This is a genomic window from Candidatus Zixiibacteriota bacterium, assembly GCA_026397505.1.
Classification (GTDB): Bacteria; Zixibacteria; MSB-5A5; order GN15; family PGXB01; genus JAPLUR01.
In genome coordinates, this window is sequence record JAPLUR010000020.1 from 59,690 (window position 1) to 72,513 (window position 12,824).

Here is a 12,824-nt window from a genome sequence, read left to right on the forward strand (position 1 = left end):
GGAGAATTGCCGGTGAAAAAGTATCTGATCTGCCCGAGTATATTTATTTTCTCGATATTAATGTTGACTTTCACGCCGATCGTCGGGCAATCTGATACTCCGACCGGCGCGCCGCAAATGCGGCCGATGCGTCCGTTTAGTTGTGATGTCCCTGACCCGTCATTAATTGATACAACCCTGCCGCAACCTCTCCTTGAAGATACTCTGCCAACATATATTAATGACTTCTGCGTGATGCTTAATTGGGCCACCCCCTATGATCCGAGAGTCACTTTCCATTTCATAGAGGTGTCATCCTCAGACACTTTTCCAACCGACACCGTTCCCTACTGCGCGCAAATTGACACTCCTGCAACTTCGCTTATGATGTGTGCAGAGAAAGAGGGCCGATTTTACTTTCGGGTCCGCTCCTTGACTGACGACGACCATTCGAGTAAGCCCTTAAATATCGGTTCCACTATCGTTGATATTACTCGTCCCAGATTGGGGTCTATTGTACTATTCGATCCGGGGATCGACGATTCCACCTGGACCGAGACAAGAGAGATCAAAGTCCGCTATCTGGTACATGAAAAATACCCGGCCTCTATTGAGCTTTGGGAGCATTCCGCCCGCCCCTCGATTATTTCTATAAACGATACGATAGGAATAGTTGATTTCGTTCTTTCCAATCCGGAAGAGAGAAAAACCGTCTATGCCTGCGTGACTGATATGGCCGGCAATACCGGCGACACTTTGGAAGCCGATATATATTACGGAAAGCCACATAATTATCCGAATCCATTCAGTCCGCCCGATGAATATACCAATATTGTTTTCAGATTGCCTGAGGCTGATAATGTGACCATCACTATCTTCGACCTGTTTGGCGACAAAGTCTATGAGTTGGGCGGCATCGCGGCCTCTAAAGGACTCAATGATGGGCAGACAAATTCTCAGTTGAGGTGGAATGGCAGGAATGGGCAAGGCGAGCTTGTCGCCAGCGGGGGGTATCTCTGTGAGATAAAACGGGATAATGAGACATTAAACGACAAGATTATCAAGATCGGTGTGATCAGGAAAAAGTGAGAAGGCAGATGATGAATAAACGGCAACTTTCGATAGCTTGTCTGTTATTGCTATTGCTCATAGTGGCCTCCCCAGGAAGTGACCTATGGGCATCCGGAGATGACGGTGGCCAGGCGGGGGCGTTTTTGAGATATGGTGTTGGGGTGCGGGCCCTGACAATGGGACGGGCCTATGTCGGTCTGGCCGATGATGCCGCCAGTATTTACTACAATCCAGCAGGTTTGATGCAGCTCGAGAAGATGGAATTTCATGCCATGGGGGTCAATTTATACGATCAGAGTTGCTACTCATATTTTGCGATCGGTCTTCCCCGTCCCGATTGGGGGAAGAATCGACTGACGAATTTTTTCCTCGGACCGAATGCTTCTTGGGGCGTTTCCTGGATCAATTTGAACAGCGGTGATTTTGACCGGCGTAATGCGCAGGATAAGTGGCAGGGTACTTCATCCGTTAATCAAAATGCATGGCACCTCGGGTTCGCTCGGGAGGAGATATTATTCGGAAGTTGGGCGATTCTCGACTGGGGTACAAGTTTTAAAGTTATTCGTCAGGAAGTATTCAAGAGTAGCGGTTGGAGTTATGGTGCCGATCTGGGCGTGCAGTTACGGTTCATCAACCCTCCTGGCAGCAAGAGGTTTCCGTCATTAAGGACCATTCTTCCCTTGAGAATCGGACTCAGTCTTCAAAATGCCATTATACCGAAAGTGAATCTTGATGGAGCGGCGGAGAAGTACCCGCCCTCCTTGAAAGCAGGTTGGAGTTATGCTTGGACCGTTTCCGAGCGCTTCAAATTGATTGCGGCCAATGATTACGAATGGTTGTTTCGGTCGCGCGCGAGAGGGGCGTTCTGGAAATATGGCAGCTATCCGGAGCGGGGTGTGGGCATCTTTGGGGGGGTGGAAGGGCAGTATTGCTGGCCGGGGGTCACCGGATTCGTGCGCGCGGGGATGAACAATCGGCAGGATGATTTCACTCTCGGTTGCGGCCTGAAAAAGAAGATATTTGGTCTTGATCTGGGATTCGATTACTGCTATGTCTTTCACGATCTGGGGGAAATCGATAACTATAGGATATCGTTGACACTTCGCAAGGGTGCAGCGCGAGATGCCGGGCATTTCCGCGGCCGCAGCAGATGGACTCCGACGGAAAGCATCGTCAAGCCCTGTGGCTCCTTGGCGATATCCGAAGGAAAACCCGATTCAACACTTTCTCCATCTGAGGTTCTCTTTGAAAAGGAGATAAGGCTTCAGGCACTGGCGCGTTACTCTTATGAGGGTCGTAGTGATACGGTGCTTATCGTTGCAAAGGAACTTGCCAAGATTTTTGACATGTCCAATGAAGGGCGTTATTGGGACTTTATCGGCGGGCCCGACAAAGCGGCTTCGATATTCCGAAAGGCGAAGGAGGCTTTTCATTTTATTAAGCATTCTGATACTGCCAAGGCGCGAGACAAGGCGGGATCTCTTGCCGAACAATCCAAGATAGTATACGAGCCTGAGCTGGGGCATAACTTAAGTGATACACACTTAATGAATCTGGCGGAAATTTATTTGATGCTCGGCAATTATGACTCAGCCGGCATCTGTTTGGCGAGAATAGATGAGACAGTAATGAATAAGCTGAGGTTAAATTATCTTCGAGGTGTTTATTTCAAAAGCTACCGCGATTCAGTAGATTATGCCATCGGTGCATTCACTTCTGCCATTGAAGTCGAAAAGGAATGTGACAGTGCCAGCATGCTGAATTTGTCCGTGCTGGGATTGGCTGATTGCCTTTATAATGAAGGCCAGTATGATGCGGCTATTGCGATCTTATTACCGCTGATCGAGGGGTGCAATATGCCGTTGGATAGCGACTATCCCCGATACCCCATTTTTGCCGACGGCAATATCGCGGATGATGCCCTGTTTATAATTGGGCAGTGTTACGAATCTAAAAATGAGATTGACAATGCCATATTGATCTTTGCCCTATTAGGGAGATTTTGCTATACTCTAGATAAGTATACTGAATCTCAGATTGGGCTGAAAAATCTGTTGGGTGAAAAATAATAAATGTCTTTCAAACAGTTACACATGGAGGAGCCCCGATTATGTGTCTGACCCCATCGCCATTTAAGAGAAGTCACCTAATGGCACTATTTATCATCCTGATTATCTCATTCAGTGTGAGTTCCGCCCAGGATAATCCCAATAAATATCAGATATGCTTTGTAGGTGTTGACGCCAGAGGTGAGCATTCCGAGGGTTTCCTGTTCTGGAAAGAGACCAAAGTCAATTACCAGGTGTCATGGAAATTGTGCGACTCCAGCGGGCGGGATGCCGAAATCAACACTTTGAATTATAAGATATACTGCTGGGCAGAAAAGGACAGTCTTAGTGATCATGACTCAAAAACAAGTCTGGATATCGGCGGCGGTTCCATGGCTGTTTTTGAAAATAGATTGGCCAAGACTCAGTACATCTTTCGTGTTGATGGAGTGAATAACAATGGCCGCTTGGTGGTGAAATCTCAGATTGCCAGGTCTATTTTCCCCACCCCCAAAGGGGGGGGGAATGGAACGATAAAGGTAAATCTGTTCAGTTTCACCGAATTTATGAAGGTCTATGACGAATCGACCGATCTGGGTAGGGCTTCATTTATTCTTATTTTTCTCTTCTTCATAATTGCCTGTCTTTTTATTGTCAGGTGTTTCTGGATTATGCGGCCAACGCGGTTATTTCCGACTGAGATGGAACTGAAGGAAAAGATAGATGACATTTATGATAAAATATATACTGACGGTAACTCATCGCCGGTAAATCCTGCGCAAACTAAGGAACTTCTTCAGAGATTGATGTCAACGCGGGAACAGTCCTGGGGTGTACATGCCAGGAAGGTTTTGGGGAAATTGCCTTTCTACCCGAACTTCCCCAAAAGATCACATGAGAAATTGACTGACTTTGGCGACCTGCCGACTATCACCATTGTCAAGGATGGTCTGAAGCAGCACAAGAATATCCCGGATCGTCAATGTATTCAGGAATATCTGGACCGGACGATTGAAGCCGAGGCGGCGAGATTGAAGAAACGTGGTTTCATTGATTGGCTCTGGAGTCTCGGATATACGGAACCGCTTCTCGGTCTCTATGGAACGGTTACCGGACTGGTGTCGGCTTTTGCCAATTATGGAAGCGATCCGGCCAAGTTTGCCCCTGGAATTTCCGAAGCTTTATGGACAACTGTATATGGGCTTACGACCGGTATTATCCTGATGCTGGCCCATTATTATTTCTCCAACAAGCTGGACCGGGTAATAACCACCTGGGAAGAGATGTCGTTGAAATTAGCAAAAGAATGCGATAAGTTGTAAATGCATTTTTCGGAATAGGGAAATGAAAAATGGGTATTAAGAGAATTGAATCTCGCAGGGAGTTCGAGTTGATGAGTCTGGTCGATATGATGTTCCTATTGCTGATATTCAGCTTTGCCCAGCCCTTCGGCTCAAATCGCGATGTTGGGCGAGATGCCCTGACAATTACCGTACTGCGCGAGAATTTGCAGAATACGTCCGACCAACTGCAGGTCAGCATGCTGCAGCCGTTTAGATCGGACACTATTAAACTGTCAATGGTGCTTGATAATAATTTCTATAATTCCGACTCGGCCTCCTTCAGCGACCTGTGCCGACCTATAAAGGAAGAGATTAGTTCATATATTAATTATCGCGACAGTAGCAATGGTGTCGAGCCGATCAGGGTGATGGCATCAGATGATGCTCCGTTTAAGATAATTGACTTTATCATCAGGACCTGCAGCACCCTGAAGGACAGCACCCTAAACCTGGTCCCGCTGAGGAGGTAACGAGTATGACAACACGCAGCGCCCTGATCGAGCGCAAGAAAAGCAGACGGGACTTCAAAAAGAAACTGGTAATGTATCCCTTGATGGATATGTTCCTGATTCTCCTCGTTTTTTCGCTGGTTCCGCGTAACATTCAACCCGAGCGGGTGGGTGTCATGACTCCAAAAATTTCCACCAGGCCGGGAGTGGTAAATGCCATACTGCAGATGAAGAATGACAGACGTTTTATCTGGATAGACAGCTCATGTATGGATAAATCCGAAACAGAGATTATGAGCGCGATTATCAGCCGAACGACTTTGGAGGGAAGGATAGTGGATCTTAAGAAGGCCTTGGTGGAGAAAAGGATTTCCGAGTATTATTTCCTGATTCGTTGCCCCGATTCTCTGAGATACAGCGAAGCCAAGAGCATTATTGATCTGATCTATGGCAATAAGCAGGATTCAGTTGCCGTGGGCGCCAATATCATTTTATCGGTTATTGGGAGTCCGGAGGAGAGCCTTCATTTCTCGAAAGGGACGGAGAATGGGAAGAGATACCTTGAGGTTATATTCTAGTATGATTAAGGACAAAGGCGTGAAAAAGCTAATATTTATTGCATCATTGCTGATAATCAGTCTGCTTGGTTTGAAGTGCGGGAGCGAGGGCGTCGTTTCCATTCCCCGGTGCGAAACGCCGACTGGTGTAGAAGATTCCAGTTTCACTCTGCAACAGCCTGCCACGCATGCCGCGCGTATCTACGGACCCGAGGTTCGCCCTCCTGAATTCCGCATTCAGCTGTATGCCGGGATACCGGCTGTGAATTGGCAGACCTTGAGAAATATTTCTCTCGAAAGTCTTAGGGATGTCGATGTCGTGATAAAAGCCAATCTGCAAGAGCAAAAGGGCATTGTTGTTGTATCTGGTGTAATTCTCTGCAAAGGTGGGGCCGCGGCTCAGGCGGCCAAACACATAATGGACGCCGTTTCCCGATGGCATTACACTCCCTATGGGAGTGGCTCCATCTTTTACCGCTTTAATATCGGAACCAACCGACTTACCATCGATATTAGCGACCTGACGCTTGCGACTCTGCCGGGAACCGCAAAACCGGTGCCGGTGGGAAAAATCCATCTTCTCGGCGGAAAGTCTTTACTCGAGGTTAGGTTCGGAGATGTGAAAAGTGTCTGCAATCTGACTTCAATTGTGCCTTAAAGAGGATAAGAATGCGCAGAAATATTTTAATTATTGGAGTCTTGTGTGGGCTGTTGATGACTTCAAGTCTTTTTTCACAGGACAATACGGCCTTCACGCAATTGAGAACTGACCTGGAGAGCGCTCAAGTCTCATATTCCGGAGCGGCGGGATCGGCCAACTATCAGGCGGCTTTGAATAAGTTTCAATTGATCTTGGCGGAAATACGGAATCAGCCGGTGACAGTCGCCTATAGCACCATTTCGAATGCCGCCAATTATGGCAAAGCCTGGTGCTTTTTCCGGGTTGCGGAACTAAATATGGATGCCGCTGCTTTTAGGACGGCCGGAACCGAATTTGACGTCTTCGCCAATATCAACGACAGCTTTGCGGTATTTGGCATTTATATGTCGGGCGAGTGCAAGCTTCGGGAAGCCATTATTACAAAATATGAAATTATAGGCTCCACTCAAGCTCCGCACGAGGGGTTGACAGGTCTGGACGCTCTCCTGACTGCGGCCCGTGACAAGTTCGCATCTGTGGCCGGTGACCAGATGGCGTCGGTCCGGCTCAAAAAAGCCGCCGAAATAAGGAAGTGCGACGCTGAATATGAACGCGGCAAGATATTTCAGGCAATGGGAGACAACGATAGATCGGCGCAAGATTTTCAGGCTGCCGATTATCGCAGTATTTCCCCGGAGTTTGAAAGCCAGGCGCAAGGATTGAGCCCTTTATTGAATTATTCAGAGGCAATGAAATGCCTGGAACTGTTTTTGATCGATAGAGGTAACCCTGAATGCGGCGGATTGGCCAATGGCAATTTCCTGACGGCTGCGGAAACAAAATTTCGGGAAGCCAGCAGGCTTCATATGATGGCCGCGGACGCCGTCACAACTGATTCAATCTGGAGGCGGACCGAACAGAGTTATTCCGATGCCGCCCGGCAGGGCATGGACGAGGCCTATTATTGGATGGGATTTATACAACTGATTTTGGATAAAGGGGAGGCTGCCGGCAGTTTTCAGACGTTCATAAATCGTACTGCCAATAATCAGGAAAGAAGAATCGGTATCCTGCGTGCCGATGCTCAGAGAAGATTCGGGATCGAAAGAGACCAGATCACGCCACAGACAATCGACCAATATCTCCCCTTAGGCGCGGGCGAAGACAGAGAAGAAAGGTGTCTATGGATGGCGAAATATCTTCTCAAGCGTGCCGCCGGCGTGCTGGCCGCTCAGGCCAGGCGGGGATTTATCAATAGAGCTTTTGCTTTCCTCGATTGCGCTCGGCCGCCCGATATTGTGAACCTTTATCGGGGAATAGGCACGGCGATGTTGGCAACTACCTATGACAACCCCGCCGAAAAAGCCAGGTTCTACCGAGAAGCCTCCAACGTTCTCAGTAATGTCGGAGGAGAATGCAATGCCGAGGCAAGATATATCAGGGCCTATTGTCTTTTCCAGGTTTGGGATAACGATCAAAATTGTAACGATTGTCTGGATAATGCTCGAAATGCTTTTGTTGAGCTTGTTAATTCCAGAGGCAGTGTCAGGGCGCTCTATTACCTGGCGTTTATCTACAAATCTATCGGTAACGATCTGGCCGCATCAAGAGCGTGTGAATCAATCATAAGAACCAGCAGCGGTATCAACGCTTATCGCTTTCTATTTAATGATGCAAACGCTTTGCGGAATGAATCTGATCTCAGTAAAGGTTCAACTGAGGCACTTGGCGGCATATCTATAAACAATATCAGATGTCCCGATTATCAACCCGAGTGTGAAAACGGGATATTTTACGAAAAAGTAGCTACTTTATTGGCTTTCAGACAGAGTTTCGGAATTGAAAGTATCGAATTGCTTAAGAAGCTGGCTTTGCCGAAGAAATCTGTGTACCCCACTGAAAAAAAGTTGGGGATTTTCGGGGAATACAGTTTGCCGGGATTTACGGCCAATATTCCAGAGCTTCTGGGATTGGAGCGGAACTGGAATCTGGAACTAACAGTCCTTTATGAGCAGGCGGGCCGGGCCGAGTACTGCAACAACTGTGAAATTACGTATGGTGAGAAGAAAAATACTACCGATGCGAACGGCCTGCTCAAAATCAGCAGGCTGAATTTGGATACGCTATTTGAGATCCAATTCAAGAGAAATGACCTCTATACAACATACCGCATATATAAAGGTAATGTGCCCGGCCTGACCGTAAGCGACACGGTTGTCCTTGCTCCGGTCGTATCTTATAATATGTGTAACGCTAATGCCGATAAGGCTGATTGTCCTGCATATGTGACGCCGTCGGGGAAGAATGTTATCCTGTACAGCGGCGGCTCAAAACCTGCCGTTGTAGATTCAGCATTTCTGAATGGCCGGCCGGATTTCCGAGATTTTGCCGTCATTGAACGGTCAGGCACATTGATGGCCGTCAGTTCTCAGTTGGATACTGCTTTGGTAAAGTACTCCAAAGAAACCGGAGAGTCCACTTTTCCGCTGCAATTTGGAGAGTCCGACACTACACGCTTTAATACCCCGGAGGGTATAGCGATTGATTCAGAGGGGAATATCTATGTAGCTGATTGGGGCAATCATCGTGTAGTCATTTTTGACGGCACCGGTTTGTTTGTAACCGCATTTGGCATTTTCGGTAGAAATTCTGCAACCAACGCCGGCGAAAACGCCAAATTGGTGTTCCCAACTAGAATTGTCATTGAAGAATCGCCCAATAAATTATCCTCCGGGACGTCTCAGTTGCAGTTAGAAAAACATATTTTGGTCGCCGACCGGTATGGTATCCATAAGTTTGATTCCCAGGGGCACTACCTGGATACACCGGTCCCCGTCTCAGATAACCTCCCGGCCGGTTCATTTTATGCCTTCACCATAGAAGGGTATGGAAGTTCTTCAAAGATTATACTTTGGAATCGCACCGCGAAGAAATACCAGGTTTTCTGCCCCTCTGAAGGTAAATATTAACCTCTATCTTATTATATTGCCATTGAAGGAGCCTGACTCTCACCAGTCGGCTCCTTAACGTTGTCGCTTGGCGTTGAGTCTATTTCTCTTTTCTTGATATTTGTTGGCAGTGACAGGTCAGATTGCGGCGGAGGGTCAGTTTATCAGAGGGTCCGTTTTGATCCTGGCCATCGAAATCAAACCTCCGATTTGTTAAACAAATACCGCCAACTATAATTTGATTCTGACTTAATCAGTCCCCGTGACCTGTTACGGTGATATATATGATTAATCCTGCCTTGAACGGTACCTTTCCCGGCAATTTCGATACTTGAGCAGGGCCTTGAAGCTTTCGATTGACATTTCAGGCCATATGGTTCATTTATTTATGAGATTGGGCAAATTCCTGCTTGACCAACCGCCGGGTGGACAATATATTAAATTTAAGAAATCTCAACGGAGGAATTGATTACCGCTGAGAGTCGACCTCACATTAATTGCGCGGCGTTTGCCGCTAATGAATGTATCTTCGCCAGATTTATTGATTGCCTTTGTTTTTAATATGTCCGGTATCAATCTCTGCCTCATCGCCCTGAAATCTTTGTTAAATGAGAGGGACTTATGAGAGTAATGGCATTAATCATAACTTTTCTATTCTTTTTACCGGTCACGGTATTACTTGATAATGTCTCACCGTTGAAGGAATATGAACGACTTTTATTGACAGCCGACTCCCTGGTTGAAGCCGCAGCTGATGATTCAGCAGCTGTCATAGCTGCCGGGGCTGCCGAATTGGCCGAAAAAATGTATGGCCGGGAAGACTCGGTGGTTGCCCGGGTCCAGTCCAAATTGGGTCTACACTATTGTCTGATCGGCGATTTCTCAAAAGCGGAGGTCTGCATCAGGCGGGGACTGACGATTCGCGAGAACCTGTTTGGAGCGGAGAGCCTCGAAGCGGCGGCCTCCATATTTGATTTGGGCCGGATGTATAACTTCATAGGTACACATGCTCTGGGGGAAGATCTGCAACGAAAAGCCCTCGCTATGAGGGAAAGGCTCTTGTATCCCGATCATCCCGAGATCGCCTCCAGTTACTATTATCTAGCTCAGGTCTGTCGGAATCAGAACAAGCTGGACGAGGCGCAAAGGTATTATGAAAAGGCATTGCAGATTCGCGAGAAGCTGCCGGATCGAAAAGATCGCGATATGGCCAATACTCTCCTGGAATTGGCTCATCTCTATGAAAAACAGGGAAGATATGAGCGCTGCAATGAATTCTACCAGAGGGGCCTTGATATTTATAAGAGTATCTATGGGCCGAGCCACTTATCTGTGGCAAAGATGCTGAACAATATCGGCGGCATCTATTTTGCTCAAGGTCAATTGGCCTCCGCGGAGCAATATTATCTGGAAGCCCTTACTATAAAAAAGCGGATTCTGCGTCCGGACCATCCCGACCTGGGGACGACTCTGGGAAACCTCGGTGATCTTTACTGCAATCTGGGACGTTTTGGCGAAGCTGAAGCATTGTTTGAAAGGGTCCTCCATATATATGAACAAGAATTCGGATCGGATAATCCCAATGTGACACGTCCTCTGGTATGCCTCGGGACGATGTACTATAACAGAGGCGATCTGACCAGAGCCGAACAGGCTTTTGCAAAGACGCTGGAAATACGGGAGGAAAAATTTGGTATAAATCATCCCGATGTTATCGCGCCTCTGACATATCTGGCGGCCATCCACGCCGATCGGGGAGAATATGATAAAGCGGAAACCCTGCTTCAAAGAGCTCTAACTATTACCCGCAGAGTCTTCCGACCCGGCCATTTCTTGATCGCGGACATCTTGAATAGGCTGGCCCGCTTGAAAATGAAGCAGGGGCGGTATGTCGAGGCAGGTCGCTTTCTTGACAGCGCTCTCTCGATGCGGCAGGCGATCTACGGCGATAAGCACACCTCGGTAGCTGAGGCTCTGGAATCGATATGCGAACTGCGGTGCCGGGAAAAAAGAGCTGAGGCCGGATTGCCACTGGCTGCCAAAGCCTGCCGGATCAGAACGTCTCATCTTGAAACCAATGCTTCCTCTATGTCGGAAGGGGATGCGTTGGGGCTGTCCAAGTCAATCAAAAACTCCATCGATATGCTTCTTTCATCGTACTATGCTCTTCCCAATCCCGACAGTATCGTATGCCGAGAAGTTGTCGACTTCATACTCGGGAGTAAAGGACAGGTCTCCGATTATATTTTCGAACGCCGGAGAAGAATCGTCAGTGAAAATGATTCCGCCATTCAGTTGCTGGCCGAATCACTTCGTTCGGTCAAATATCGGCTGTCCCGGCTTTATGTTGAAGGGCCGGGTGAGGATATTGCTGATTATCGCACTCGCCTCGATTCTCTCAGCCGGATGGCCAATCGGCTGGAAGCGAAGCTCTCCAGTAGCAGCGCCAGCTTCCGGCGCGAAAGAGAAAATCAGAAGATCAGTGCCGGGAAACTGGCTTCCTCACTTCCGGAAGGGTCTATCTTGATAGAATATTTTCGCTATAACCGCCGGGATTTTCTGTCGGATAAGGCCGAACCGCATTTTCTGGCGGCCGTCATTTCACGCGACGGAACACCGGCAATTGTAGAACTGGGCAAAGCGGATGAAATCGAACCACTCATCCGGGACTATCGCCGTCATATGTTCCGTTCGATTTCGTAATGGGAAAACGCAAACCACGGGGCTTTTCGCCATTGGCGATCCCGACTATGACGCCCCCGGATACGCCAGAGCCGGCGATATTTCCACCGAGGGGTATGTCATGGTCGACAGGAAATATTCGGTTCCCCGGAATATCCGCTCCGGTTGTGGTCGTCTGAATGAAATATTTTTGGGGCCACTGCCGGGAACGAGAGATGAGATCAAAGCCGTTTCGTCGGCCTGGGAGGAATCGTTCCGGGAGCCGATTTATGCCTTCTTCGGGCCGGGCGCCTCGGAAGAGAATTTCAAGAGAAAAGCACCCGGTTGCCGGGCCATTCATCTGGCGACTCATGGCTATTTTCTCGATGGATCATGCCGGATTGATACGCTTCAGGATGAGCACGCTCAGGACAATGGCTGGGTCGGGGAAAATCCACTCCTGCGCTCGGGATTGTTTCTGGCCGGCTCGAATCTTCATGGAGCAGGTTCGGATAGCATCGGCATCGAGGATGGTATTCTTACCGCTTATGAAGTCTCGGCGATGGACCTGGAAGGAACCGATCTGGTTGTCCTTTCGGCCTGCGAGACCGGACTGGGGGATATACAGGTCGGCGAAGGGGTCTATGGGCTTCGCCGCGCCTTCCAGATGGCGGGCGCTCATACTGTCATAAGCGCTCTCTGGCCTCTCTCAGATCAATATGTCTCGGAGTTGCTCGGCGATCTCTACAAACGGAAAGATATTTCTCTGGCGGAGGTAATGCGGAGGATGCAGCTGGCCCGGATTGCCGGATTAAGACAGAAAGGGCAATCGGATCACCCGGTCGGCTGGGCCGCCTTTATTGCGGTCGGCGATTGGCGGTAGTTAGCTTCAAAGTGATTCTGACAGTCCGGGGCACGGGCGAAAGTTATTAGCCGACAATTGCCCCTGTTCTTATCGCTGTCGGCGATAATCATTTGAATCGGGCCGGGTAATATCTTTATAAGTGTGTAAAAACGACAAGAGGTGTATCCTTAAGATTTACAAGCTGATTCAAAAGGAGACACCTAATGTCGTATAACGAGTTAGATTTTAGCAGGAGAAACATAGTCTTTGCGCTTTCGGAAGTC

9 protein-coding genes are annotated in these 12,824 nt (G+C 48.3%); all 9 read left to right on the forward strand.

Annotated elements, in window-relative coordinates; genetic code table 11:
- The first annotated feature begins 12 nt into the window (after nt 1-12).
- Complete coding sequence (locus NT002_01100) at nt 13-1,068, forward strand: hypothetical protein (GenBank protein MCX6827870.1); 1,056 nt, start codon at nt 13-15, stop codon at nt 1,066-1,068.
- Between the two features lie 125 nt (nt 1,069-1,193).
- Nucleotides 1,194-3,119 (forward strand): hypothetical protein, encoded by a 1,926-nt coding sequence (locus NT002_01105; protein MCX6827871.1) that lies wholly within the window; start codon nt 1,194-1,196, stop codon nt 3,117-3,119.
- An 80-nt stretch (nt 3,120-3,199) separates the two neighbouring features.
- Nucleotides 3,200-4,420, forward strand: a complete 1,221-nt coding sequence (locus NT002_01110) for a MotA/TolQ/ExbB proton channel family protein (protein MCX6827872.1) — start codon at nt 3,200-3,202, stop codon at nt 4,418-4,420.
- A 29-nt stretch (nt 4,421-4,449) separates the two neighbouring features.
- Nucleotides 4,450-4,911, forward strand: a complete 462-nt coding sequence (locus tag NT002_01115) for a hypothetical protein (GenBank protein ID MCX6827873.1) — start codon at nt 4,450-4,452, stop codon at nt 4,909-4,911.
- 5 nt (nt 4,912-4,916) lie between these two features.
- Complete coding sequence (locus NT002_01120; GenBank protein ID MCX6827874.1) at nt 4,917-5,468, forward strand: hypothetical protein; 552 nt, start codon at nt 4,917-4,919, stop codon at nt 5,466-5,468.
- 1 nt (nt 5,469) lies between these two features.
- Nucleotides 5,470-6,105, forward strand: coding sequence for a hypothetical protein (locus NT002_01125; protein MCX6827875.1), 636 nt, complete (start codon nt 5,470-5,472; stop codon nt 6,103-6,105).
- A gap of 56 nt (nt 6,106-6,161) precedes the next feature.
- The gene (locus tag NT002_01130) at nt 6,162-9,056 is read left to right on the forward strand and encodes a hypothetical protein (protein MCX6827876.1); all 2,895 of its coding nucleotides are present in this window, start codon (nt 6,162-6,164) and stop codon (nt 9,054-9,056) included.
- A gap of 600 nt (nt 9,057-9,656) precedes the next feature.
- Nucleotides 9,657-11,738 carry a tetratricopeptide repeat protein gene (locus NT002_01135; protein ID MCX6827877.1) on the forward strand — a complete coding sequence of 694 codons (2,082 nt, stop codon included), beginning with the start codon at nt 9,657-9,659 and terminating at the stop codon, nt 11,736-11,738.
- Nucleotides 11,680-12,579 carry a CHAT domain-containing protein gene (locus NT002_01140; GenBank protein ID MCX6827878.1) on the forward strand — a complete coding sequence of 300 codons (900 nt, stop codon included), beginning with the start codon at nt 11,680-11,682 and terminating at the stop codon, nt 12,577-12,579. The genes NT002_01135 and NT002_01140 overlap by 59 nt, the downstream gene beginning before the upstream one ends.
- Nucleotides 12,580-12,824: the final 245 nt, after the last annotated feature.